The organism is Epibacterium ulvae, from assembly GCF_900102795.1.
Lineage (GTDB): Bacteria > Pseudomonadota > Alphaproteobacteria > Rhodobacterales > Rhodobacteraceae > Epibacterium > Epibacterium ulvae.
Window position 1 is genome coordinate 31,093 of sequence record NZ_FMWG01000001.1, and the last position, 23,116, is coordinate 54,208.

The 23,116-nt window shown below is 52.0% G+C and carries 25 protein-coding genes; 15 read left to right on the forward strand and 10 right to left on the reverse strand.

The features are described 5' to 3' along the window. Positions 1-33: 33 nt before the first annotated feature. A complete protein-coding gene (ald, locus tag BLP79_RS00185; protein WP_090214503.1) occupies positions 34-1,149 on the reverse strand; it encodes an alanine dehydrogenase in 1,116 nt (371 codons plus the stop codon). Between the two features lie 136 nt (positions 1,150-1,285). Between ald and BLP79_RS00190 the strand changes: the two genes are divergently transcribed. Together BLP79_RS00190 and ppk2 are read left to right on the forward strand one after the other, a co-directional pair. Beyond that, entirely contained in the window at positions 1,286-1,747 is a 462-nt protein-coding gene (locus BLP79_RS00190) for an Lrp/AsnC family transcriptional regulator (protein ID WP_090214506.1), read from the forward strand. 174 nt (positions 1,748-1,921) lie between these two features. Further along, the gene (gene ppk2 / locus BLP79_RS00195; RefSeq protein ID WP_090214509.1) at positions 1,922-2,839 is read left to right on the forward strand and encodes a polyphosphate kinase 2; all 918 of its coding nucleotides are present in this window, start codon (positions 1,922-1,924) and stop codon (positions 2,837-2,839) included. Positions 2,840-2,870: 31 nt separating this feature from the next. Here the strand turns inward: ppk2 and BLP79_RS00200 are convergent, their stop codons facing one another. Next, a complete protein-coding gene (locus tag BLP79_RS00200; RefSeq protein WP_090214511.1) occupies positions 2,871-4,175 on the reverse strand; it encodes a CAP domain-containing protein in 1,305 nt (434 codons plus the stop codon). A 279-nt stretch (positions 4,176-4,454) separates the two neighbouring features. Then, the gene (gene rpsU, locus BLP79_RS00205) at positions 4,455-4,661 is read right to left on the reverse strand and encodes a 30S ribosomal protein S21 (RefSeq protein WP_005614280.1); all 207 of its coding nucleotides are present in this window, start codon (positions 4,659-4,661) and stop codon (positions 4,455-4,457) included. A 127-nt stretch (positions 4,662-4,788) separates the two neighbouring features. Here rpsU and BLP79_RS00210 point away from each other — a divergent pair, with 127 nt between their 5' ends. Both BLP79_RS00210 and BLP79_RS00215 read left to right on the forward strand, forming a co-directional pair. After that, positions 4,789-5,484 carry a COQ9 family protein gene (locus BLP79_RS00210; protein WP_170830431.1) on the forward strand — a complete coding sequence of 232 codons (696 nt, stop codon included), beginning with the start codon at positions 4,789-4,791 and terminating at the stop codon, positions 5,482-5,484. Positions 5,485-5,497: 13 nt separating this feature from the next. Continuing rightward, positions 5,498-6,478 (forward strand): NAD(P)H-quinone oxidoreductase, encoded by a 981-nt coding sequence (locus BLP79_RS00215; protein WP_090214514.1) that lies wholly within the window; start codon positions 5,498-5,500, stop codon positions 6,476-6,478. 74 nt (positions 6,479-6,552) lie between these two features. On the opposite strand, the gene BLP79_RS00220 is transcribed toward BLP79_RS00215, so the two are convergent. Together BLP79_RS00220 and BLP79_RS00225 are read right to left on the reverse strand one after the other, a co-directional pair. After that, positions 6,553-7,407, reverse strand: a complete 855-nt coding sequence (locus BLP79_RS00220; RefSeq protein ID WP_090214516.1) for a DUF2189 domain-containing protein — start codon at positions 7,405-7,407, stop codon at positions 6,553-6,555. A gap of 202 nt (positions 7,408-7,609) precedes the next feature. Beyond that, on the reverse strand, positions 7,610-8,254 hold the full coding sequence (locus tag BLP79_RS00225) for a ribonuclease T2 family protein (protein ID WP_090214519.1): 645 nt from the start codon (positions 8,252-8,254) through the stop codon (positions 7,610-7,612). 147 nt (positions 8,255-8,401) lie between these two features. On the opposite strand from BLP79_RS00225, the gene BLP79_RS00230 reads away from it, so the two are divergent. Then, positions 8,402-9,160, forward strand: coding sequence for a DUF1013 domain-containing protein (locus BLP79_RS00230; protein WP_090214522.1), 759 nt, complete (start codon positions 8,402-8,404; stop codon positions 9,158-9,160). Positions 9,161-9,226: 66 nt separating this feature from the next. Here the strand turns inward: BLP79_RS00230 and urtE are convergent, their stop codons facing one another. The 5 genes from urtE to urtA all read right to left on the reverse strand — a co-directional run bounded on the left by urtE (position 9,227) and on the right by urtA (position 15,119). Then, the gene (urtE, locus tag BLP79_RS00235) at positions 9,227-9,925 is read right to left on the reverse strand and encodes an urea ABC transporter ATP-binding subunit UrtE (RefSeq protein WP_090214525.1); all 699 of its coding nucleotides are present in this window, start codon (positions 9,923-9,925) and stop codon (positions 9,227-9,229) included. Positions 9,926-9,928: 3 nt separating this feature from the next. Beyond that, complete coding sequence (urtD, locus tag BLP79_RS00240; RefSeq protein ID WP_090214527.1) at positions 9,929-10,669, reverse strand: urea ABC transporter ATP-binding protein UrtD; 741 nt, start codon at positions 10,667-10,669, stop codon at positions 9,929-9,931. Continuing rightward, positions 10,666-11,832, reverse strand: a complete 1,167-nt coding sequence (urtC, locus tag BLP79_RS00245; RefSeq protein ID WP_090214530.1) for an urea ABC transporter permease subunit UrtC — start codon at positions 11,830-11,832, stop codon at positions 10,666-10,668. Before urtC ends, urtD begins: the two co-directional genes overlap by 4 nt. A gap of 3 nt (positions 11,833-11,835) precedes the next feature. Beyond that, positions 11,836-13,773, reverse strand: coding sequence for an urea ABC transporter permease subunit UrtB (gene urtB, locus BLP79_RS00250; RefSeq protein ID WP_090214532.1), 1,938 nt, complete (start codon positions 13,771-13,773; stop codon positions 11,836-11,838). A 68-nt stretch (positions 13,774-13,841) separates the two neighbouring features. Next, positions 13,842-15,119 carry an urea ABC transporter substrate-binding protein gene (gene urtA, locus BLP79_RS00255; RefSeq protein ID WP_090215596.1) on the reverse strand — a complete coding sequence of 426 codons (1,278 nt, stop codon included), beginning with the start codon at positions 15,117-15,119 and terminating at the stop codon, positions 13,842-13,844. A 357-nt stretch (positions 15,120-15,476) separates the two neighbouring features. On the opposite strand from urtA, the gene BLP79_RS00260 reads away from it, so the two are divergent. From BLP79_RS00260 to BLP79_RS00305, 10 genes are all read left to right on the forward strand, one after another. Further along, a complete protein-coding gene (locus tag BLP79_RS00260; protein ID WP_232716357.1) occupies positions 15,477-16,331 on the forward strand; it encodes an urease accessory protein UreD in 855 nt (284 codons plus the stop codon). A 2-nt stretch (positions 16,332-16,333) separates the two neighbouring features. Next, positions 16,334-16,636: an urease subunit gamma gene (locus tag BLP79_RS00265; RefSeq protein WP_090214537.1), complete on the forward strand. Its 303-nt coding sequence runs from the start codon at positions 16,334-16,336 to the stop codon at positions 16,634-16,636. Positions 16,637-16,648: 12 nt separating this feature from the next. Beyond that, on the forward strand, positions 16,649-16,828 hold the full coding sequence (locus tag BLP79_RS00270; protein ID WP_090214539.1) for a hypothetical protein: 180 nt from the start codon (positions 16,649-16,651) through the stop codon (positions 16,826-16,828). Next, positions 16,825-17,130 (forward strand): urease subunit beta, encoded by a 306-nt coding sequence (locus BLP79_RS00275; protein WP_090214542.1) that lies wholly within the window; start codon positions 16,825-16,827, stop codon positions 17,128-17,130. Before BLP79_RS00270 ends, BLP79_RS00275 begins: the two co-directional genes overlap by 4 nt. A gap of 2 nt (positions 17,131-17,132) precedes the next feature. Continuing rightward, on the forward strand, positions 17,133-18,845 hold the full coding sequence (ureC, locus tag BLP79_RS00280) for an urease subunit alpha (RefSeq protein ID WP_090214544.1): 1,713 nt from the start codon (positions 17,133-17,135) through the stop codon (positions 18,843-18,845). Positions 18,846-18,854: 9 nt separating this feature from the next. Then, positions 18,855-19,334: an urease accessory protein UreE gene (locus BLP79_RS00285; protein ID WP_090214547.1), complete on the forward strand. Its 480-nt coding sequence runs from the start codon at positions 18,855-18,857 to the stop codon at positions 19,332-19,334. Next, positions 19,276-19,971: an urease accessory protein UreF gene (locus BLP79_RS00290; RefSeq protein ID WP_232716355.1), complete on the forward strand. Its 696-nt coding sequence runs from the start codon at positions 19,276-19,278 to the stop codon at positions 19,969-19,971. Before BLP79_RS00285 ends, BLP79_RS00290 begins: the two co-directional genes overlap by 59 nt. Further along, the gene (gene ureG / locus BLP79_RS00295; protein WP_090214552.1) at positions 19,968-20,597 is read left to right on the forward strand and encodes an urease accessory protein UreG; all 630 of its coding nucleotides are present in this window, start codon (positions 19,968-19,970) and stop codon (positions 20,595-20,597) included. Before BLP79_RS00290 ends, ureG begins: the two co-directional genes overlap by 4 nt. Positions 20,598-20,724: 127 nt before the next feature. Next, entirely contained in the window at positions 20,725-21,750 is a 1,026-nt protein-coding gene (locus BLP79_RS00300; protein WP_090215601.1) for a LacI family DNA-binding transcriptional regulator, read from the forward strand. Between the two features lie 406 nt (positions 21,751-22,156). Further along, positions 22,157-23,113 (forward strand): CheB methylesterase domain-containing protein, encoded by a 957-nt coding sequence (locus BLP79_RS00305; RefSeq protein ID WP_090214556.1) that lies wholly within the window; start codon positions 22,157-22,159, stop codon positions 23,111-23,113. The last annotated feature ends 3 nt before the right edge of the window (positions 23,114-23,116 follow it).

Genomic DNA, 23,116 nt, shown 5'->3' on the forward strand with positions numbered 1-23,116 from the left:
GGCGGCGAGGCACCCCGGTTTGGATTTAATCGCTTATTTGATCGCAATGTTTGGGGAAATCACGTCAATGCCGAGGGCTTTTCCGACGGCAAAGTAGGTCAGTTGACCTGCATGAACGTTCAAGCCATTCAACAGATGGGGATCGTCTGCACAGGCTTGTTTCCAGCCTTTATTCGCCAAGTTTAGCAAGAAAGGCAGGGTTGCATTGCCAAGTGCCTGCGTTGAAGTGCGCGCGACAGCGCCCGGCATATTGGCGACGCAATAGTGCATAACACCATCAACCTCATAGATTGGGTCGGCATGTGTGGTCGCTCGTGAGGTTTCAAAACATCCGCCTTGGTCAATCGCGACGTCTACAAGTACTGCACCGGGTTTCATCTCTGATAGTTGAGATTTTGAAACTAGTTTGGGGGCAGCAGCACCGGGAATAAGGACTGCGCCAATGACCATATCTGCCTCACGGACAAGTTCTGCAGTTGCGCCTGCAGTCGAATATTGGTTTTTGAAGTCCCGCCCAAAGACATCATCAAGGTATTTCAATCGATTTAGCGAGCGGTCCAAGACTGTCACGTCTGCACCCATGCCTGCAGCAATACGCGCAGCATGCGTGCCCACGACACCTCCTCCGATCACGACGACTTTGGCGGGGGCAACCCCTGGGACGCCGCCCATCAAAACGCCGCGTCCGCCATTGGCTTTTTGGAGAGTGTATGAACCCACCTGCGGGGCCAAGCGGCCAGCAACTTCTGACATAGGCGCTAGCAATGGAAGGCCGCCGCTGGCATCTGTGACGGTTTCATATGCAATTGCTGTACAGCCAGACGCCAGCAGATCATGCGTTTGTTCAGGATCCGGAGCCAAATGCAGGTAGGTGAACAGCAACTGCCCCTCGCGCAGCATCTTGCGCTCAACAGCTTGTGGTTCTTTGACTTTGACGATCATATCGGCGGTTGCAAAGATCTCTTCTGCGGTATCAATCACGACAGCCCCGGCAGCTGTGTAATCTGCATCTGTAAAACCAGCGCCAAGCCCCGCGCCTTTTTGGATCAGGACGTCATGGCCATGCTGCACGGTCTCACGTGCTGCATCTGGCGTCATGCCGACACGAAACTCTTGGGGTTTGATTTCTGTTGGGCATCCAATTTTCATGGTTTCCTCCTGAGTGTTCTTTGCGCTGAGAGTGAACGTGATCGGGGAAAATATGCTTCTTTTTTAGGCACATTAAAAACATGACATTCGAAGATTATTCGACAATATTGCAAGTTGTTGAAAGGATCATCGCATAATGTCTATAGATGAAACGGATCGTCGTATTCTAAAGGTTTTGCAAAGGCAGGGTCGTATTTCGAATTCTGACCTGTCTGAACAAGTTAACCTGTCAGCATCAGCCTGTCACAGACGGGTGCAGCGACTCGAAAGTGAAGGATATATTCGCGACTATGTGGCGTTGTTGGATGCCCGTAAGATGAATGTCCCAACGACGGTGTTTGTTGAAATCACCTTATCTGGTCAAGCGGATGAAGTGTTGGATGCTTTTGAACGGGCTGTTGCGTTGATTCCAGACGTGCTCGAATGTCATTTGATGGCAGGAACAGCGGATTACATTCTCAAAGTTGTTGCAGAGAATACAGACGATTTCGCTCGTATTCACCGTCGGTTCCTTGCGCGTCTCCCAGGCGTTGCGCAGATGCAAAGTTCGTTTGCGTTACGCACTGTTTTTAAAACCACTGCACTGCCCGTTGCTTAATCAGGCTATACGCTTTGAAATAATTTACATTTTTCATTTAAGTTTATGAGATCATGTTTGCGATCCTTTCATGACCTGTGTCTTGTACCCTTAGGTCCCAACTGACATGAAAGGATCACATGGCGGCGCTATAGCCTCACATCATGTAATACGCCGAACCTGAAGGAGAGACCTGTGCACAGCGACGAGACCCAAGATCCCTTTGATTGGCTGGAAGCTGAATTGCAGGACACATTTGACGAAGACTTGGAAATCGAGTTTTCAGAGCCGATGCTCTCGATGGAATTGCGTAAAATTTACAAAGCGCAACATCCCGAGATGCTGGACCGCAAGGTTTACTTTAAGAACTTGCTCCGCTTGCAAGCTGAATTGATCAAACTTCAGGATTGGGTGCAACATACCGGGGCAAAGGTTTGCGTCATTATGGAAGGGCGCGATTCAGCTGGGAAAGGGGGCGTGATCAAACGGATTACGCAGCGCTTAAACCCTCGTGTCGCGCGGGTCGTCGCATTGCCTGCTCCGTCAAAGCGAGAGCAAAGCCAATGGTATTTCCAGCGCTATGTGCCCCATTTGCCTGCGGGCGGTGAAATCGTGTTGTTTGACCGTTCATGGTATAACCGCGCCGGGGTTGAGCGTGTTATGGGCTTCGCGACAGACACCCAAGTGGAACAGTTTTTTCAAGACGTTCCAGAATTTGAACGTATGCTCGTGCGATCAGGTGTTATCCTCCTGAAATACTGGTTTTCAATTACCGATGAAGAGCAACAACTGCGCTTTATGATGCGTATTCATGATCCGATGAAGCAGTGGAAGCTGTCCCCGATGGACCTTCAAAGTCGGATTCGCTGGGAGCAATACACAAAGGCTAAGGAGGAGATGTTTGCACGAACAAACATCCCCGAAGCGCCTTGGTTTATTGTGGAAGGGAATGACAAAAAGCGGGAGCGGCTAAATTGCATCGAACACCTTTTGTCACAGATCCCCTATGCAGAGAGTCAGCACGAAAAGGTGACGCTCCCAGATCGTGAGTACAATCCAGACTACGAGCGCCGCATCCTTCCGGATGAGCTCTATGTACCTAAGATCTATTGATCCTTTGTGGCTCAGGCGGTTCGTGATTGCCTTAGAATATAAAGTCTGAGCTGCTCAAACTTGCTAGGTCAGTATTTAGCAGACGCAGACTATGGCCATCCTCACTGGTTATGAGCAGATCAGCTCCGTCCTGTGTGATATGGTTGGCAATCAGGTCTGCAAAAGAGGAAACGCCATTTGCGCTGCCCAGATTGATCAGATCGCCTTCGCTTTGGTCGAAATCTGTGACTTGATCTTGGCCGGGGCTAAAATAGAAAGTGTCTGCACCGATGCCGCCTTCAAGCGTATCGGCGCCTTGCCCGCCACGCAGCTGGTCGTTGTCATCTCCTCCAGACAGTGAATCGCTGCCTTTCCCGCCAAAGAGGCGATCGTTGCCGCTGCCGCCTTGTAGTAGGTCACGTCCTGCGTCTCCAAAAAGCAGATCAGCCCCTGCGTCCCCTTCCAGAGAGTCGTCTCCACGGCCACCACGCAATCGGTCGCTGCCATTGCCACCGTCAAGTATATCCGCAGATGCGCCGCCCTTGAGCAGGTCCTGACCTGCACCGCCCTCTAATGTGTCAGCCCCTCCGCCGCCAAACAGCCGATCATGTCCCGCATCACCCGCTAATGAGTCATCTCCGCCGCGGCCAAATAAACGGTCAGCACCAGTTCCACCATTGAGTTGATCGTCTTCCATACTGCCTCGCAAGACGTCGTTGCCGCCACGGCCATTCACTTGTCCGGCTGCTGTCAGCTCGATCTGATCTGTACGATCGGTTGTTTCAGGTGGTGTATCGGCAGACGCGCTTTCTGTATCTTCTGCGAGGGTCTCGGTTTGTTGTGGTGACGTTGGAGCAGTCTCAGGTTGCGCAGCCGTGCCCGTGTCAGGACTTTCTCCAGTATCCAACATAACTTCTGCTGCCGTGCGTGCGAAGTTCTGAGTCACTATGATCGCGTCGTGCCCGTTGAATTCGCCCAGTTCGATTCCGATGCCAATATATGTAACGTTCGGATCAAGAATATTTGCGCGGTGACCAGGGCTGTTCATCAGTGCATTGTGCAGGTCGATGACATCATCTGAAAGTCCGGGGTCGCCTCGTAGGCTTTGCCAAGCAAGATTTTCTGCCCAAGACCAGCGCCCTGTGAAATCAAATCCAGCCTGTTCGATGCGGTCTCCGGCGGATGATCCACCTGCACCGGTATGTGAGAAAACATTCTGTTCAAGTTGCCAGATACTGTGATCTGCCGCAGCGGCATTTAACTGAACTTCGAGTTGCAGTTCATTTAAGCCGTTCGCACGACGCTCGGCATTTATTAGGTCAAGCATTTGACGTTCATATGTGTCGGCGATGCCCATGCGTATTAATCCTTATGGTCACGTTCCGCGTGAAGCGGATGTAGGTCTTTCACGCTGTTTTAACTCAATGGGTGAGCTGCGTGGTTGTTGTTAAGGATTGGGTAAGAAAAGGGCGAGAATGTGCTCGAATACGCGTGATTTGTCGGCGGTGTTTCGCAATTTGAAACGAAACGTAAAGAAATGCCTAACTGGATTTTAAATCCCTAATAATGACAAACCCCCGCAGCCAAGCTACGGGGGTCATCAATTCGTGGTATCCAGAAAAGCTGGAAGAAGACCTTAGAGAAGACCTTCACGCTGTGCTTTCTTACGTGCCAATTTACGGGCACGGCGAATCGCTTCAGCTTTCTCGCGCGCTTTTTTCTCGGACGGCTTTTCGAAATGTTGCTTGAGCTTCATTTCGCGGAAGACGCCTTCACGCTGCAGCTTTTTCTTCAGGGCACGAAGCGCCTGATCGACGTTGTTGTCGCGAACACTAACCTGCATGTGGTTTTCACCACCTTTCTAAGTTTGAGTTGCAAGGAAATTGCAGGAAGCTGGCATATAGCAAGGAGCCATGTTTTTGTCTAGTACTGAGGAAGATTGGATTTGCAGCATGAGAGAGGCAGGACACATGACAGAGCAGGTGACAGACACACACAATCGGGCTCTGGCAGAGTTGTTGGATGCTGCGTTGATGCATGTCGCTTTTGATGGCTGGAGTGATGCAACGTTTCAGGCTGCGCTGCGTGATTGTGATATAGATGGCAGTTTAGCCAAGGCCATATGCCCGCGTGGCGCTTTGGATCTGGCGATCGCATATCACAAAGCAGGAGACCAAAAGATGTTGGCAGCCCTTGCTGAGGCGAACAAAGATGATTTGCGCTTTCGTGACAAAGTCGCGTTGGCAGTCCGTCTTAGATTAGAAGCGGCTGACGACAAAGAAGCAGTTCGGCGTGGGACCACGCTATTTGCTTTGCCTCATCACGCAAGCGAAGGGGCTGCGTTGATTTGGGGCACCTGTGACGCGATTTGGAATGCGCTCGGAGATACATCAGAGGACGCCAATTGGTACAGTAAACGCGCGACGCTTTCTGCAGTATATTCGACGACCGTTCTGTTTTGGTTGGGGGATGACAGTTCGGATCATCATGCCACATGGGAATTTTTGGACCGACGCATTGATAACGTCATGGGGTTTGAAAAGGTCAAAGCCCAGCTGCAGAAGAATCCTTTGCTGAAACCTCTTATGGCTGCTCCAAACTGGTTGGCCGCGCAGATCCGTAAGCCGGAAACACGCGATGATTTGCCCGGCCGCACGCAGGGATAAAAAGGGAAGAGGAATGGTTCAAGTGATGCGAGCAGTTGAGATATCGGAGCCGGGTGGCCCTGACGTTCTAAAAATGGTGGAGCGCCCACGCCCCAGCCCTGACGTTGGTGAGGTTGTTCTTAAAGTGGCTTATGCAGGGGTGAATCGCCCAGATGCATTGCAACGTGCTGGGTCTTACGCCCCCCCGAAGGGAGCAAGTGATCTTCCCGGTTTGGAAGCTTCTGGCGAAGTGGTCGCTGTTGGAGCTGGGGTAGAAGGTCTGAAACCGGGGGATCAGGTCTGTGCCCTATTGCCTGGCGGCGGCTATGCCGAATATGTGGCGACACCAGCTGCGCACTGTCTACCGGTTCCTGCTGGATTGAATTTGCAGCAGGCGGCCTGTCTCCCTGAGACGTTTTTTACGGTTTGGTCCAATGTTTTTGGGCGGGGGCGTCTGAAAGCAGGCGAGCGCTTTCTGGTGCATGGCGGATCTTCTGGCATTGGAACAACGGCGATCCAATTGGCGCATGCACGGGGCGCACGGGTCTTTGCAACGGCTGGATCGGATGACAAATGCGCGGCATGCACCACATTGGGCGCCGAGCGTGCTATCAATTACCGCACACAAGATTTTGTGGCTGAGTTAAAGGCTGAAGGGGGCGCTGATGTCATTTTGGATATGGTCGGTGGCGATTATATCCCGCGCAATCTGAAATGTTTGGCTGATGATGGCAGATTGGTGCAGATCGCTTTTCTTGCGGGTCCCAAAGTTGAGCTTAACTTTGTTCATGTGATGACCCGCAGATTGACCCTCACAGGATCCACGCTGCGGCCTCAAAGTGATCTCGCAAAAGCTGAGATCGCACAGGATTTGCTAAGAGAGGTCTGGCCTTTGTTGGAAAGTGGGCGCATTGCACCTGTTATGGATCAATGCTTTGATCTTGCTGATGCGGCTGCTGCACACGCCCGCATGGAAAGTTCACAGCATATCGGCAAAATCGTTCTGAAAATCTGAGTGTGTTGAAGGATCGTATGTGAGAAAGCCGGAGGCATCAAAAACCTCCGGCTTTTTCTTGTTACGTGTTCTGGTCAGACAACTGCGCGGCGGTACAGGTGCCATGTAGCATGGCCTAGAACAGGCACCACGATGATCATGCCCACAAAGAAGGGGATCGCAGCCAGAGCGAGGCTGGCTCCAATGATGACTCCCCAGATCATTGTGATTTTGAAATTTAGCCTGACAGCCCGTAGTGATGTTACGACTGCGACTGGCAACCCGGCTCGACGATCCAGTAACATTGGGAATGAGATAAAGCTGACCGCAAAAGCTGTGACCGCAAAAAGAGCACCAACAAACATCCCGCTGAGCGCCATGATGTGGCCGGAACGGGAGGTAAAGACCTCTGTCAGGAAGCTACGCATATTCTCTGGTTGATCAGGTCCCAATGTGTGGATGTATATTAAATTAGCAGCGACCAGCCATGTGATAAAGAGAGCGGCAAGAAACAGGCTTAAGATCAGGATTGGGAGAAAGGCAGTTGAGCGCAAGACGCTGAAGGCGTCGCTCCACCGTGGTTTAAACCCTGCCTCGCGCCGTGCGGACATTTCATAAAGGCCCAAGGCGGCGACGGGGCCGATTATGGCAAACCCGAGTATCATAGGCACCATTAACGGAAATAGTTGCTCGGCCATGGCTGACATGATCAGCGCAATACCAATCAATGGATAGAAAAAGACCAGAAACATTGCATCACTGCGGCAGGATGCAAAATCTTGCAGACCCAGTTTCAATACTTGAACAAGATCCTGCATCGCCAGACGCCTGATTTGCGGAATGTCATTGGTAGGCGATTTTACCTGTTCGATCGATTCACCCAAGTGTGTGCCTGCACCGCCAACATTCTGCGCCAGCCAGGAAAGCGGATTGCCAATTGTTTGTCCCATCAATATCTCCTTGTGCTGTCCAACATGTGGACCGCGTCAGAGGCTAGTGAGAGCTGGCCTCAGGCGGCCCTAAGGAAATTTACCATAAAACGGGCGATCTTGGGCGTAGAAGCCTGCAAATTTCGCCGGTTTGATGGAAACGTGATGTCTCGTGGGGTCCCTTGGGTGGTTTGCGACGCAGATTGTCAACTTTAAGTTGTTTTTAGCGCAAAGGTTCAAATAACGCGTCATCTAAGGTGCAGTCTTTAATGACGTCGCGCCCACAAGGAACCGGGTCAAGGCTGCGTGACAGGCAGACACGTGCTTCTTGTATGTATCCTTGACGGCAGGTGATCGTCAGGCTGTCTTTTGACAGCAAAGGATTGTCTTTCAGAAAGGCTTCTTCAACCAGACTTGCGGGAAGCTTTACAGCTTTGTCAAGTTTCCGGAAGATTGCGGGCTTTTGCACGGCGTCGAAAGCCTGTCGCGATAGATCGAAATAGGCTGCAGAAGACAAGCCGGAACAGGTTCCATGTTTCTTCCACTGATGCCAAGCAAGGCCGGAGGTTCCCATAATATCGCGCATGGCGGCTGTTTGTTCACGGCGGGGCGGGGTCTCGACAGTGCGGCAATAGCTGGGCCAACCCCGGTGGAACTGGGGCCAGAGGCCATGCAAGATCCAGCCATAGTCGTGCTGTGGTTCGCACTGTTCCGAGTCGCGCGCATCACCTTCGACCGCACACCAGTTTGGCGACCAACTGAGAGCAAGAACATAATAGTCAAACTCCCCGGCGCGTTCACCCTCTGCCAGAAGAGGCTGGGTGAGCAGGGAAATACTGGTGATCAGGGAAACAATTAAGCTGCGCATTGGCCTCTTTCCTTATGGGTCAGGGGGGACTATATAGAAACCAAGTTCCCCGACAACGGAAACCAACCCCAAATGCGGGGCAGCCTTTTTCCAGGCGACAAGGAAGTTGTATTTGGGGTTTGGATATATGTTTAAGGAGATGAGCGCATGGCGAAACCGTTGATGGCCAAAGCGACAGCCGTGTGGCTGGTGGACAATACCACCATCAGCTTCAAACAGATCGCCGATTTTGTCGGTATGCATGAGCTGGAAATTCAAGGTATCGCGGATGGCGATGTGGCTGCGGGCGTAAAGGGTTACGATCCGATTGCGAACAATCAGTTGACCCATGACGAGATCGAAAAGGCGCAAAACAGCCCTTTGCATAAGCTGCGGTTGAAGTTCAATCCAGCTGCTGCAGGCGAAGAAAAGCGTCGTGGACCGCGCTATACGCCACTGTCAAAACGTCAGGACCGTCCGAACTCGATCCTGTGGCTGGTGAAATTCCACCCAGAACTGTCAGATGCGCAAATCGCAAAGCTGGTCGGTACCACTAAACCAACCATCCAGTCGATTCGCGAGCGGACGCACTGGAACATCGCAAACATGCAGCCTATCGATCCGGTGGCGCTGGGCCTGTGTAAACAGTCAGAACTGGACGCGATCGTGCAAAAAGCTGCGGCTGCAAAAGCAGCAGAAGGCGGCGTCATGAGCGATGACGAGCGTCGTAAACTGGTTTCAACCGAACAATCTCTTGAGATGGAAGCAGAGCCTAAGATCCCAACGGGTATCGAAGGTCTGGAGACTTTCACTTTGGGTGATGCACCTGAAAAACCTGAGGCTGAAGAGGAGATTATCGATGCAGATAGCTTCTTTAACTTGCCATCGGGTGGTGGTGACGATGATGACGAAGAGTCCAAATACTAATTTGGATATATAAGTCTGGACTGTTCAGGCTCCACCGTAAAAACGGTGGAGCCTTTGTTTTGACAGCTAGATCGATACGCTGTTCAGCAGCGCATCGCGGCTGATCTTACCTGCTGCCGCATTTACGATGACCTTCCCTTGATTGAGCGCGACGAAAGAATCGCCCAGATCATGTGCGAAATCAAAAAACTGCTCGACCAGAACAATGGCCATATCACCACGATCCCGCAGGTAGCGAATGACGTCACCAATGTGTTTGATAATATTGGGCTGAATGCCCTCAGTGGGTTCATCCAGCAGCAACAGTTTTGGTCGTGTAACCAAAGCACGCGCAATCGCAAGCTGCTGTTGCTGCCCGCCTGACAGGTCTCCACCCCTGCGGTTGCGCATGTCGTGGAGCACTGGGAACAATTCGTAAATTTCATCGGGGACGTTGCGTTCTGTGCGGGGCAAGCAGGCGTAACCGGTTTCCAGATTTTCACGCACTGTCATCAAAGGAAATACATCACGCCCTTGCGGCACATAACCGACGCCAAGGCGCGCCAAAGCATGGGCCGAGGTGGTTTTGGCAATCTCTTTATTGCCCAGAAGCATTGAACCGCCAGAGCGCGGATGCGTGCCAGAAATTGCTTTTAAGAGGCTGGTTTTCCCAACGCCGTTGGTGCCCATCAGGCAAGTCACCTTTCCAAGCTCTGCTTTGAGTGAGACATCATAAAGGATCTGAGAATGCCCATAGTGAAGGGTCAGGTTTTCAATCGTCAGCATAGATTACCGCCCTAGATAAACATCAATGACTTCAGGGTTTTGTGTGACATGATCGAGTGACCCTTCGGCCAGAACCGATCCTTCATGCAGCACGGTGACCTTACAATTCAGGCGCCGTACAAATTCCATATCATGTTCCACAACGACAACCGCACGGGTCTTTGCAGCCTCAACCAGAATCTCGGTTGTTTTCTCTCGCTCAAATGGAGACATGCCCGCCGCTGGTTCATCGACCAGCAATAGGCGCGGATCTTGTGCCAGAAGCATCCCGATCTCTAGCCATTGTTTCTGCCCGTGGCTCAACTCACCTGCGATCCGGGGTAGCTGTTCTGTGAGATTGATCTGCTCAGCCAGTGCTTCAATCCGGGCCGCACCATTTGCGGATTTCTTGTAAAATAATACGTCAAAAGGTCCGCGTGGATTCTTGAGTGCCATTGCGAGGTTTTCACGCACGGTTTGGGCTTCAAATACCGTGGGTTTTTGAAATTTACGCCCAATCCCTTCGCGTGCGATATGGCTTTCGGATTTGCCGATCAGGTTGATGTTTTTCTCACCCCAGATCACGCGGCCTTCGTCGGGTTTTGTTTTGCCGGTGATGATGTCCATGAATGTGGTTTTGCCCGCGCCATTGGGGCCGATAATGGCGCGCATTTCTGGTTCTCCAATTTGAAAGGCGAGATTGTTGATTGCCTTAAATCCGTCAAAGGAGACCGATACACCTGAAAGCTCTAGTAGAGTGCTCATGATCTTTCCTTTTTGAAACGGTCAAAGAGTGCCCCTATGCCGCCGGGGAAGAACAATGTTACGGCGACAAATGAGACGCCTAGCAAAACCAGCCACCACTCTGTCCATTGGATGGTGTAAAAGCTAAGGTTTACATTGGGTGCGCCGCCGCCGGTGAACCAGCTCGAGAGCAGCGACACAAAAGCGGTGCCAATGACCGCACCATAAAGGCGCCCGCGCCCCCCAATGGCGACCCAGACAGCGAGATAGATTGATGCAATCGGCGCGATTTCGGCCGGGTTGATGATCCCAGCCTGTGGATAGTAAAGCGCGCCAGCAATGCCAGAGACGACTGCTGTAAGTGTAAAGACAAACAGCTTATAGCTTTCGACGTGATAGCCAAGAAACCGGACACGGGCTTCATCATCGCGGATTGCCCGGATGACGCTTCCCATTTTCCCGGTCAGGACGCGTGCAAAAAGAACATATCCCAGTGCGAGGGCCATGGCAGAGGCCCAAAAGAACGCGATAGAGATAACGGATTGTGGAACGGCTTCATAGCCGGGAATGTTTTGTAGTCCTGAAAGGCCATTGTTGCCACGCAATCCACTGGCGTTTTGGAACAGGTACAAGGACAGTGCCAATGTCATAGCCTGTGTCAGTATAGACAGATAAACCCCTGCGACCCGTGAGCGGAACGCAAGCCAGCCAAAAACGAGTGCTAAGATGCCGGGAACCAGTATAACCATGAACAATTGTAGTGTTAAGCTGTGAGAAAACGCCCAGATCGCAGGAAACTCAGAAGAGCCGACCACGCCAAAAATCTGTGTTGCAATGGCTTCGGTGACTTCATCTGGAGTGGGAGGAATGCTGCGTTCGGCCAAGCTTTGCAGAACGATGTTTTCGGTGCGTTCATACATCAACCACATGCCGACCGCATAGCCACCGATGCCGAAAAAGGCGAAGTGTCCCAAGGATAGTATACCACAATAGCCCCAGATCACATCCATCGCGATGGCAATTAGGCAAAGGCACAGCACTTTGCCCAGTGTTTTCACAAAAGAGGTTGAGATCAGTCCAACACCTGTCGCCTCAGACAGGATCGTGACGATTAATGTGAACAGTCCAAGACTGGCGAGGAACCAGAGCACGGATGGGTTTTGTGCAATAAAGCTTTTTTGCATGTCTTAATCCCCCGCTGCGCGCCCTTTGAGGGCGATGATGCCCTTGGGCCGAAACTGGATGAATAGAATGATGAAGAGGATCATGTAGGTTTGGGCCGCCAGCGTGTTGGAAGGGTTGAGCCATTCGACACCTTTTTGGAAGGTGCCGATCATCACGGCTCCGGCCAACGTTCCCCAGACATTGCCGACACCGCCGACCACAACTGTCATGAAACTTTGTACGATATAATCAGATCCCATTTCTGAAGTAACTTTGGCGAAGAGACCTATCGCCACACCTGCAATGCCAGCGATGCCTGAACCAAGGCCAAAGGTCATCATCTTAATCCGATCCGGGTTGATCCCCATGGAAGCCGCCATACGTGGATTTTGTGTGACTGCGCGTACCTCTAACCCTAGGCGCGTTTTATTGAGGATGAAGAGCAAAAGCCCAAGGAACAGGAGCGCAAGCACGAAAATTGCAATACGGATATAGCTGATCTGGACCACATCGTTGATAATCCACGCCCCATCCAGCCAGGCGGGAGAGGTCAGCGGACGCGCTTGGGTGCCAAAGATGTTTTTGGCCAACTGTTGCAGGGCGATCGAGACACCAAAGGTGGCTAGCAAGGTCTCTAAGGGGCGATTGTACAACCAACGGATCACCAGCCGTTCCATCGCGACGCCAGCACCAAAGGTTACGAAAAACGCGAGTGGGAAGGCAATCATAAGGGCAATCGTGTAGTCGGGCACGATTTGCTGAACCACATAGCCTGTATATGCGCCCATCATGATAAATTCGCCATGGGCCATGTTAATTACGCCCATCACGCCAAAGGTGATCGCAAGCCCCACAGCTGCAAGAAAGTAAATGGAGGCGAGCGAGATTGCATCAAGGCTCAGATCAAAAAACTGGTTCACGCCAACACGTGTCTGTACTGAAGTTTGTGCGGCTTTTGCAGCCTCAGTAATCTCAGCGTTGGGTTCTATGTAGACTTGATACAGGCCGTAGGTTTGAAGCGCTGTTGTAATGTCTGTGTCGGTGATACGGGGGGGAACCAGATTATTCTCAGCAAGGCGGTCATAAGCGTTGAGACGTTTTTCGGTTTCATTCAGGTTGTGTATTGGAACACCACCGACTTGGGCGTTTTCGATATGCGCCTCAAGCGCCAAGCGTATGTCGTTTGGGCGAAGTTGTGCCGGAAGACCTTGATGGGTGACAAGGAGGGCATACGCCTCTTCAGAAGAAAGGTCCGTACCGACCGCAAGGCGTTTGGCGACGTTTGTGCTTGGCAGTGTCTCTGACACGACAAGCTCGGTTTCCAGAATTTGCGACAAAACCGCGCGACCCTCGACACTGAGATCGCGCGCCATTGCGTTGATTGCAGCAATGCGATCTAGTGGATTTTGGTCAAAACGCGCAGCCAGATAGTTTGACAGTTGGACTTTGCGTGCTCTTAACGCGGGGTCGGTCTCTCCATCAATTGAAGCGCGTAGCTGGGGCAGCTGTGCGGCAGTCATATTTTGCGCGATCGCCTGTACCGCGTCACGCCGACGGTTCAGATTAGGATCGCTGAGCCCAAAAGGCACGAGGGCTGCTGCGATGGCTTTACGCACGCCGCCGTTTGGTTTGATTTGTTTAAATGCCTTCTCATCTACGTTGGTCAGCGCAGCGCCCGTGTCGATATCAATGAATTGGATGGCGCCATCTGATTTTGAACCGTAAAAGAAAAACCCATCAGATTTGCGGGTATAAACGCCTTTGTCCTGCCAAGTTTGCAGAAACTCGGGGATTGAAGGCAGACCAGATGCCACAAGGGCTTCAAGGGCAGGTGCCACCGTCTTCCGTGAAGGTTTTGCAATCACCTTCTGATGGTCTTGCAATATCGGCTGTAAGCTATCTGCGTGCGCAAGGAATGGCAGGCAAAGGCTTGCCAGCACCAAAAGTAGTATCCGCATCATGAGGGAGATCGTCCAAAAAGGGAGCGCCAAGGCGCGCGATGCGCCTTAGCAGGAGGATGTATTATAGATCAGTAGTTAGATTTGATCTGAACACAGCTGTTTGTTTCGGTGTTGAACATGCCACAACCAAGATCTTTCCAGTCTGATTTCAAAACCGCAGAAGCAGGCAGGAAATCAGTCCATGCGTCACCCGCAACTTCGGAAGTTTGCGAGATGATATCAAACTGGCCGTCGTCCTGAATTTCACCAATCAGAACTGGCTTGGCGAGGTGGTGGTTTGGCAGCATAACTGCTGTACCGCCAGTCAGGTTGGGGAATTCTTGACCATACATCGCAGTGCGTACCGCGTCCACATCGGTGCTGCCTGCGGCTTCGGCGGCGTTCACCCACATGTTGAAACCGATATAATGTGCTTCCATTGGGTCGTTGGTCACACGCTCTGTACCGGCGTATTCTTTCCAGGCATCAATGAAATCAGCATTCACGTCGGTTTCAGCTGATTGGAAATAGTTCCAGGCTGCCAGATGGCCGACAAGGTTGGTGGTGTCCAGACCAGAGAGTTCTTCTTCACCAACTGAGAAGGCAACCACGGGAATATCATCCGCAGAAATACCAGCTGCAGCCAGCTCTTTGTAGAAGCCGATGTTTGCATCTCCATTGATGGTAGAGATCACACCAACGGATTTACCATCTTCGCCCAAAGCTACAACATCTGCCACGATGGTCGCCCAGTCAGAGTGACCAAATGGCGTGTAGTTCACAAAGATGTCGTCTTTTGCGATACCATTGTCTTGCAGGTATTGCTCAAGAATATTGTTGGTGGTGCGAGGGTATACATAGTCGGTCCCCAGCAGCGCGAATTTCTCGACACCCAATTCTTCTAGGAAATAGTCAACCGCAGGAATGGCTTGCTGGTTGGGGGCAGCGCCTGTGTAGAAGACGTTTTTGGAGCTTTCTTCGCCCTCATATTGCACAGGGTAGAACAGCAGGCCGTTCAGCTCTTCGATCACTGGCAAAACAGATTTGCGCGAAACGGATGTCCAGTTTCCAAAGATCACGTCAACTTCGTGCGTCGTCAAAAGCTCGCGTGCTTTTTCCGCAAACAATGGCCAGTCAGATGCGGGATCTACAACAACGGGCTCGATCTGGCATCCCAGAACACCGCCCTTTGCGTTTTGTTGATCAACCAGCATCAGCATGGTGTCTTTTAATGTGGTTTCAGAAATTGCCATCGTGCCTGACAATGAGTGGAGAACGCCAACCTTAACTGGGCAATCTGCCGCTGCGGCAGCAGAAGCAACCACTGCAAGTGCGGCTGCGCTGGTCATGGTTTTTGCAAATTTCATCATTTTCACTCCCCACGGAGTCGCCCTGGGATTGCGTGAGAGGTCGCAAGCACATAGCTATGACTCCGCAACGTTTGTTGCATTTCGTGTGGCGGTCACTTCGAGGTCCAATTCGTTAGACCGTCACACACCCGTGATCCTCTGACCAAGCCGTAGCTGATCAGACGGCTTCATGAAGGTCGTGCCAGCGTAACCTTTCAACTGTTGCAATTGTAACTTCGTAGTTTTTCGGTTGTCTGGTTGATTTACAGGCAGCTGAAAGGCGATTTGCCTATTTTTTGTGCGAAGCTATGTGGGAATACATCATTTTTGCTGTTCTGGGGTCACTTCTAGCCAAGTTTGGTCAAAGATGTGGCAGTGCGTGATTGGGAGATTTACGATATCTTTACACTGGCCGAAAAGACCGAAGCCTCTGTTTCTGAGGAGATTCCTCGCACGAAGGGCACGCTTTTCCTTTCAACAAAGCAGGTTGCCCAACGCAGTGGGTTGGATGGGTTTCGCACTTCGGGTGCGATGAAAGCGCTGTTCCCACGCACAGAGGAGGTTCAAGCGATTCTGATCAACACGTCTGGTGGGCTGACCGGCGGAGATCAGCTTGATATTGAAGCCTGCGCCGGAACCAACAGCGCCTTGTCATTGACGACACAGGCAGCAGAACGCGCTTATCGCGCCCAGTCGGGTGTTGCGCGCGTCACAACCAATCTTCGGGTGCAGTCCGGTGCGGAGCTGAATTGGTTGCCGCAGGAACTCATTCTGTTTCAGGGTGCAGCGCTTCAACGCAGCTTGGCGATCCGGTTGGAAGAGGATGCACGCGTTCTTATGATTGAACCTGTTGTGTTTGGCCGAACTGCGATGGGCGAGACAATAACTGAACTTTCTTTTCGCGATCGGGTTTCTATCACACGAGCGGGCCGCCCGGTTTATCGCGATGGTTTGGATATGACTGGGGACGCTACAGCACAGTTGGCAAGACGAGCTGTTGCGCAGGGGGCAAAAGCCATGGCCAGTCTTGTCTATATCGCGCCTGATGCCGAAGCGCATCTGCCGGTTCTGCGGCAGATGTTAAATGATACCAGCGGGGTCAGTTTGAAATCTGCTGACCTTCTTGTGGGACGCCTTTTGGCGTCTGATAGTTTTGAATTGCGGAAGATGTTGCTGCCTATTTTGGATCGCCTCAGCAGTGATCGTCTTCCAACGTCCTGGAGACTTTGAATATGAACCTGACCCCAAGAGAGAAAGACAAGCTGCTTGTTGCAATGGCGGCAGAGGTGGCGCGGAAGCGTTTGGCGCGTGGTGTAAAGCTGAATCATCCAGAAGCAATTGCTTTGATCACTGATGCTGTCGTTGAAGGTGCACGTGATGGTCGATCCGTTGCGGATATGATGGAAGCTGGTGCACAGGTCGTGACACGGGCGCAATGTATGGAAGGGGTTCCTGAGATGATCCACGACGTTCAGGTTGAGGCCACGTTTCCTGATGGAACCAAATTGGTCACTGTCCACAATCCAATTCGTTAAAGGAGCGATACGATGAAATATCTTTTCCCGCTTTTGGTTGTACTTGGTTCTCCTCTTTATGCGCATCCTGCTGCACATGGTCACACGCATGGGGACGCCACATGGGGCATCGTGGTCTGTGGTCTCGCAGTTCTGGCCGGTGCTGTCTGGTTCAGACGTAAATCTCTTTCGGATAAGGAGGAGCGCGCATGATACCGGGAGAGATTATGCCAGCTGCTGGAACACTGACGCTGAATGCAGACAGCACAGCGATGACGTTAATGGTTGCCAATACCGGAGATCGTCCGGTGCAGGTGGGCAGTCATTATCATTTCGCAGAAACCAATCCTGCGCTCGATTTTGATCGTGAGGCAGCCTATGGGTTGCGGCTTGATATCGCTGCCGGGACAGCGGTGCGGTTCGAACCTGGACAACGTCGCGAGGTGCAGTTGATCCCGATTTCAGGCGCCCGGCGTGTTTTTGGGTTTAATCAATCTGTGATGGGGGATCTTTGATCATGGCAGTGGATATAAAGCGTTCTGACTATGCAGCGATGTTTGGCCCCACTGTGGGCGATAAAGTGCGTCTTGCAGACACAGATCTGATCGTCGAAGTCGAAAAGGACCTGACCGGACCATACGGCGAAGAGGTAAAGTTTGGTGGCGGCAAAGTAATCCGCGATGGGATGGGGCAGGCTCAGACCACGCGTGCAGATGGCGCTGTCGATACGGTGATCACTAATGCATTGATTGTGGATTATACTGGTATTGTTAAGGCTGACGTAGGCTTGAAAGACGGGCGTATTCACAAAATTGGCAAGGCGGGGAATCCAGATACGCAACCAAATGTAGATATTATCGTTGGTCCCGGCACCGAAGTAATTGCAGGGGAAGGGCGGATCTTAACCGCAGGGGGATTTGACAGCCATATCCATTTTATCTGCCCGCAACAGATTGAGGATGCGCTTCATTCTGGCCTGACCACAATGCTGGGTGGAGGCACCGGGCCAGCCCATGGGACCTTGGCCACCACCTGTACTCCCGGTGCCTGGCACCTTGGCCGTATGATGCAGGCCGCAGATGCTTTCCCTATGAACCTCGCCTTTGCAGGTAAGGGCAACGCGAGCCTGCCTGGCGCGCTGGAAGAGCAGATCAAGGGGGGGGCTTGTGCGCTGAAGCTGCATGAAGATTGGGGAACTACTCCAGCTGCAATTGATTGCTGTCTGGGGGTTGCCGATGCCATGGATGTTCAAGTCATGATCCACACTGATACGCTGAACGAAAGTGGGTTTGTTGAGCATACAGTGGGAGCGATGAAGGGACGCACGATCCATGCGTTTCATACCGAAGGTGCAGGCGGGGGGCATGCGCCGGATATCATCAAGATTTGTGGTGAAGACTATGTTCTGCCCTCATCTACCAATCCAACCCGCCCGTTCACGGTGAATACCATCGAAGAACATCTGGATATGTTGATGGTGTGTCACCATCTGGATAAATCCATCCCCGAGGATGTGGCCTTTGCCGAAAGCCGCATTCGGCGCGAGACGATTGCGGCAGAAGACATTCTGCACGATATGGGCGCTTTCAGTATTATTGCATCTGACAGCCAGGCGATGGGCCGCGTTGGGGAAGTGTTGATCCGGACCTGGCAGACCGCGGATAAGATGAAAAAACAGCGCGGTCGCCTCGCTGAAGAGACCGGCGACAATGACAATTTTCGCGTCCGTCGCTATGTCGCCAAATATACGATTAACCCGGCAATTGCGCATGGCATTTCACATGAAATTGGCTCGATTGAGGAAGGCAAGCGCGCCGACCTTGTGCTGTGGAATCCTGCTTTCTTTGGGATCAAGCCCGAGATGGTCTTGCTGGGTGGAACCATTGCAATGGCGCAAATGGGGGATCCCAATGCCTCTATTCCGACGCCGCAACCGGTTTACTCCCGCCCCATGTGGGGGGCTTATGGGCGGTCGGTTGAACATTCTGCTGTGACCTTTGTGTCTGCAGCAGCCCAGGCAGAGGGAATTGCCAATCAACTGGGGCTGGCCAAACAAACGCTTGCAGTACGTCACACCCGCGATATTGGCAAAAAGGATCTCAAGCTGAACACGGCAACTCCTAAGGTTGAGGTTGATCCAGAAACCTATGAAGTGCGTGCCGATGGCGAATTATTGACCTGCCAGCCCGCTGCAGAATTGCCAATGGCACAGCGTTATTTCCTATTCTAGAGATCTGATATGACTGACCTACCTTTAGCACAGCATTTGTATCAAGGCGATACAGCAACGGTACAGGATACCGTAACGCTCTCGTATGAGGGGCGGTTTCTCCGACGTAAAAGGCTGCAAACGGATACGGGTACCGCGTTTGTTATTGATCTAGAAAAGGCAACCTCGCTCAATCATGATGATGTGCTTGAATTGTCAGATGGTAGACTTGTGCAGATTAAAGCCGCGCGTGAAAATGTTCTGGTGATTACGGGAGCGAATTTACCGCAGCTGGCCTGGCATATCGGAAACCGTCATACGCCTTGTCAGATCGAAGTCACACGATTGGTGATACAGAATGATCCGGTCATTCGTCATATGTTGGAGCATTTAGAGGCCGAGATCGCAGAAGCCCATGAGCCTTTTGTGCCAGAAGGGGGGGCTTATGGTCATGGGCGGACTCATTCACACGAACATGGCCATTCTGCCCATGCGCCTCATGCCCATTGATGCGCGTCTGCTTATCGTGACGCAGTGGCTGTCGCCAGCCTTCCCGGTTGGCGCATTCGCGTATTCACATGGATTAGAGCAGGCGATCTATTCCGGTTGGGTGTCTGATCAAGAGAGTCTGCGCGACTGGCTAAAAGATGTCTTGTGGTCAGGAACGGGTCGCAATGATGCCATCTGGATCCGTTTGGCCTATGCATGTGACAACATAGACGCTTTACTTGATTTAGAGAGCGAGGCACGGGCCTTTGCACCTTCGGCAGAACGGCTAAAGGAAAGCACGCGGCAGGGGCATGCCTTTGCGCAAATTGTCTCGTCAGTGTGGAATCTAGAGATACCGCAATCGCAGCTACCCGTGGCGCTGGGCTATGCGGCGCGTGCGGTCGATCTGTGCGTGGAAAGTGTCTGTGCGCTCTATTTGCAAGCGATGCTCAGCAATTTGGTATCTGCAGCACAGCGCCTGATGCCGATTGGCCAGACCGCAGCGCAGGCTGTTCTGGCAGAACTGACAGCAGATTGTCCAAACGTTGCACAAGCAACCTCAGAGATTGGGATTGACGATCTGTCCTCCATTGCGTTTTTATCTGATATCGCAGCGATGCGTCATGAAATGCTGCAACCAAGGATTTTCCAAACATGACAAAATTGAATGGCCCCTTGCGGGTTGGTATCGGCGGGCCGGTTGGGGCAGGAAAAACCACCCTGACAGCGCGGCTCTCAGAGCTGTTGAAAGATCGCTATTCGATCGGGGTCATTACAAATGACATCTACACACAGGAAGATGCAGAAGCGTTGATGCGTATGCAAATCTTGCCGCAGGACCGTGTCATTGGTGTGGAAACTGGGGGCTGCCCGCATACTGCTATCCGTGAAGATGCCTCAATCAATCTTGCGGCGATTGCAGAGTTGCAGAACCGTCATGCGGATCTTGAGATTGTTTTGATTGAAAGCGGGGGGGACAATCTCTCGGCCACGTTTAGCCCAGAGCTTGCTGATTTGACTGTATATGTCATTGATGTTGCTGCGGGCGAAGAAATCCCGCGCAAGGGTGGCCCTGCCCTGACGCGTTCGGATATATTGGTCATCAATAAAATCGACCTTGCTCCACACGTGGGTGCCTCGCTTGATGTGATGCAGCGGGACGCGACTCAAGGCCGACAGGGGCGTCCATTCTATTTCACCAATCTAAAAGCACGAGAGGGTGTGAAGGATGTGGCCACTTGTCTGTTAGAGATGGCAGGCCTGTCAGGTGTTGCCGCGCAATAGGGTGGTCTATTAACCGATAAGACACTGTTAGCGCCTTAGGTTAGACAGGGGCGGTATTGGCCCCATTGTATCCTGCTGATGCTCTGTTTAACCTAGGGATATGCAGCAATTAAAAGGCGCACCACCTGTGACATCTGACAGCCATCGACCGCTTACCCTTCGTGATGTTTCAGAAGCCACTGGGGTTTCAGAGATGACCGTCAGCCGCGTGTTACGCAATCGGGGCGATGTGTCTGAAAAGACACGGCAAAAGGTGTTGATCGCTGCCAAAGAACTGGGGTACGTGCCAAACAAGATTGCTGGTGCACTGGCCTCTAGCCGCGTCAATCTAGTTGCTGTGATTATTCCATCATTATCCAATATGGTGTTTCCAGAGGTTATGACCGGCATCAATCGGGTGTTGGAAAATACAGAGCTGCAGCCTGTTGTCGGGGTCACGGATTACCAACCTGAAAAGGAAGAAAAAGTCCTTTATGAGATGCTCTCATGGCGCCCATCTGGTGTCATCATCGCGGGGCTTGAACATACAGATGCAGCACGTGCGATGCTGAATGCATCTGGTATTCCTGTCGTGGAGATCATGGATACGGATGGTAAGCCTGTAGATGCGATGGTCGGTATTTCACATCGACGCGCTGGGCGGGAAATGGCCAAAGCCATTTTGAAGGCAGGCTATCGCCATATTGGCTTCATGGGCACAAAAATGCCACTCGATCACCGGGCGCGTAAGCGCTTTGAAGGGCTGACAGAAGGTCTTGCAAAAGAAGGTGTAGAGATCGAGGATCGTGCATTTTATTCCGGCGGGTCTGCCCTGGCAAAAGGGCGCGAGATGACCAAAGACATGCTGGAGAGATCGCCTGATCTTGATTTTCTGTATTATTCCAATGATATGATCGGTGCCGGTGGATTGCTCTATCTGATGGAGCAAGGGGTCGATATTCCTGGCCAGATCGGTTTGGCGGGATTTAACGGCGTTGAGTTGCTTGATGGATTGCCAAGGCGCCTTGCAACCATGGATGCGTGTCGACAGGAAATTGGCCGGAAAGCGGCGGAGCTTATCGCCAGCCAATTGAATGACAATCAAGACACTATTGAAAAGCATATCACGTTGACGCCGACTATCGACTTTGGTGACACTCTAAAGCGCCGTTAGGCGCTTCAAGTATGAATTAGAGAGTTGAGTTTGTTGATGTGATTCCCATTAAACGTAGTGGAATTGGCATGGTCATCGGTTCGCTTGTACTTTCTGCAACGCGTCGATGCCCCATACTTCCTGCATATAAGCCATTTATATCGTGAGATAAATGGGCTGCCCGGGGGGGGAGATGATTTGAAACACGACTAAATTACGCTGTTTCAACGATGACAATTTGCATGGAAAGAATTTGGGAAGGTTTTTCGTTTAGCTCTATTCTTGCGTCGCTTTGTGCGGCTGTTTGAACCGGGATTCGAAACGATCGGCAGCTTTGCCGGCAAAGACCACAGGTGTTTCCTTGCCATCATCTTCTGTACTTATTATCACAACCGATCGTAATTTTGCGCGCTCACTTCAGAGCCATATGCAGTCCGCTCGTCCTGGAATGCAGGTTATGTTGGCGAACAATCTTATGATGGCTTATAATCAAGCTGAAGCCGGGCAACCAACATTTGCGTTTGTTGAGGATGGTTTCACGAAACTGCCCGAGTTTGAAATGATGTTGGCTTTGTTCTCGGCGCTAGATGTGCGTTGGGTCTCTGTAATGGATTCAGTGAACTCAGCGCCGGGGCAAAGTGTATCCCCCTTGCTGAACGTTGGGGCAGGTATTTTTGAATTGACCAAAGCGGATCCGCCGCGGGACTTTCTGCAATACTTCGACATGATGGTTAAAGCGCCGCGTAGAAATGCGCTGGCACAACGTGCTGCTGCTCCAGCACGTGCGGCTCCTGCTCCACGGGCATCGGCTGGCTATTCAGGTAAAATTATTTTGATCGGTTCATCGACAGGTGGCGTTGAAGCTCTCCGCACCGTGTTAGGAGGTTTCCCCGCGCAGTGCCCACCCACGCTGATCGTTCAGCACACCGGCAGCAGTTTTGGGCCAGGGCTTGTGTCTCTTTTGGACCGTATCTGCCCGGCAAAAGTGGTCGCTGCAGATGATAACCTGTCGCTTGAACCCGGGCGTATTGTGATTGCTGCGGGTCAAAAGCGGCATATGGGTGTGTCGCCTCGTAAACCTTTGCGTACGCGTATGAAGGACGGACCACCAATTTCTGGGCATCTGCCGTCTGTGGATGCGTTGTTCTCGGCTTGCTTGCCGGTTGCAAAAGATGTCGTCGCGGCGATTTTGACTGGGATGGGCCAAGATGGTGCACGCGGACTTTTGGACCTGCGCAAAGCCGGCGCGACAACTTTCGCGCAAGATGAGCAAAGCTCAGTCGTTTATGGCATGCCGCGCGTTGCGTGGGAAACAGGTGCTGCACAAAAGCAAGTATCACTTACAAGAATGTCAAAGGCACTACTTCAGGCCAGCCAATCTTAACCA

Excerpts from the sequence above, each read along its gene's own strand:
- ald (WP_090214503.1), bottom strand. The coding sequence starts at position 1,149 with ATGAAAATTGGATGCCCAACAGAAATCAAACCCCAAGAGTTTCGTGTC.
- BLP79_RS00190 (WP_090214506.1), top strand. The coding sequence starts at position 1,286 with ATGTCTATAGATGAAACGGATCGTCGTATTCTAAAGGTTTTGCAAAGG.
- BLP79_RS00200 (WP_090214511.1), bottom strand. The coding sequence starts at position 4,175 with ATGGGCATCGCCGACACATATGAACGTCAAATGCTTGACCTAATAAAT.
- rpsU (WP_005614280.1), bottom strand. The coding sequence starts at position 4,661 with ATGCAGGTTAGTGTTCGCGACAACAACGTCGATCAGGCGCTTCGTGCC.
- BLP79_RS00210 (WP_170830431.1), top strand. The coding sequence starts at position 4,789 with ATGACAGAGCAGGTGACAGACACACACAATCGGGCTCTGGCAGAGTTG.
- BLP79_RS00215 (WP_090214514.1), top strand. The coding sequence starts at position 5,498 with ATGGTTCAAGTGATGCGAGCAGTTGAGATATCGGAGCCGGGTGGCCCT.
- BLP79_RS00220 (WP_090214516.1), bottom strand. The coding sequence starts at position 7,407 with ATGGGACAAACAATTGGCAATCCGCTTTCCTGGCTGGCGCAGAATGTT.
- BLP79_RS00225 (WP_090214519.1), bottom strand. The coding sequence starts at position 8,254 with ATGCGCAGCTTAATTGTTTCCCTGATCACCAGTATTTCCCTGCTCACC.
- BLP79_RS00230 (WP_090214522.1), top strand. The coding sequence starts at position 8,402 with ATGGCGAAACCGTTGATGGCCAAAGCGACAGCCGTGTGGCTGGTGGAC.
- urtE (WP_090214525.1), bottom strand. The coding sequence starts at position 9,925 with ATGCTGACGATTGAAAACCTGACCCTTCACTATGGGCATTCTCAGATC.
- urtD (WP_090214527.1), bottom strand. The coding sequence starts at position 10,669 with ATGAGCACTCTACTAGAGCTTTCAGGTGTATCGGTCTCCTTTGACGGA.
- urtC (WP_090214530.1), bottom strand. The coding sequence starts at position 11,832 with ATGCAAAAAAGCTTTATTGCACAAAACCCATCCGTGCTCTGGTTCCTC.
- urtB (WP_090214532.1), bottom strand. The coding sequence starts at position 13,773 with ATGATGCGGATACTACTTTTGGTGCTGGCAAGCCTTTGCCTGCCATTC.
- urtA (WP_090215596.1), bottom strand. The coding sequence starts at position 15,119 with ATGAAATTTGCAAAAACCATGACCAGCGCAGCCGCACTTGCAGTGGTT.
- BLP79_RS00265 (WP_090214537.1), top strand. The coding sequence starts at position 16,334 with ATGAACCTGACCCCAAGAGAGAAAGACAAGCTGCTTGTTGCAATGGCG.
- BLP79_RS00270 (WP_090214539.1), top strand. The coding sequence starts at position 16,649 with ATGAAATATCTTTTCCCGCTTTTGGTTGTACTTGGTTCTCCTCTTTAT.
- BLP79_RS00275 (WP_090214542.1), top strand. The coding sequence starts at position 16,825 with ATGATACCGGGAGAGATTATGCCAGCTGCTGGAACACTGACGCTGAAT.
- ureC (WP_090214544.1), top strand. The coding sequence starts at position 17,133 with ATGGCAGTGGATATAAAGCGTTCTGACTATGCAGCGATGTTTGGCCCC.
- BLP79_RS00285 (WP_090214547.1), top strand. The coding sequence starts at position 18,855 with ATGACTGACCTACCTTTAGCACAGCATTTGTATCAAGGCGATACAGCA.
- BLP79_RS00290 (WP_232716355.1), top strand. The coding sequence starts at position 19,276 with ATGGGCGGACTCATTCACACGAACATGGCCATTCTGCCCATGCGCCTC.
- ureG (WP_090214552.1), top strand. The coding sequence starts at position 19,968 with ATGACAAAATTGAATGGCCCCTTGCGGGTTGGTATCGGCGGGCCGGTT.
- BLP79_RS00305 (WP_090214556.1), top strand. The coding sequence starts at position 22,157 with ATGCAGTCCGCTCGTCCTGGAATGCAGGTTATGTTGGCGAACAATCTT.